This window comes from Zoogloea sp. LCSB751, from assembly GCF_002028455.1.
In the GTDB taxonomy this organism is placed as follows: domain Bacteria; phylum Pseudomonadota; class Gammaproteobacteria; order Burkholderiales; family Rhodocyclaceae; genus Zoogloea.
This window is the reverse complement of sequence record NZ_MWUM01000678.1, coordinates 1-232: the sequence shown is the minus strand read 5'-3', so window position 1 is coordinate 232 and position 232 is coordinate 1. Positions and strand designations below refer to the sequence as shown.

Genomic DNA, 232 nt, shown 5'->3' with positions numbered 1-232 from the left:
TGCCGTTCTTGTCAAGGTCATGCCAGATGTTGTCGATGCCGACCGCACCATTGCCGCACGGAATGGTGCTGCCACCGGTCCCCGGCTGGCAATCGCTCTGGCTCGGCAGCGCCGCCTTGCCCCCCAGGCCGTGGGTGCCACCTGTGACCCCCTGCCAGCCACGGGTGTAGTAAGGCACCCCTATGTTGATCTTGCCCGCCGCCAAAGCCCCCCGGAAGTAGTGAGCCGCCCA

The 232-nt window shown here is 66.4% G+C and carries 1 protein-coding gene; it reads right to left on the bottom strand.

The genetic code is table 11. The features are described from left to right. The coding region (locus B4920_RS28145; protein ID WP_139379803.1) for a hypothetical protein at positions 1–232 on the bottom strand (232 nt) is incomplete at both ends.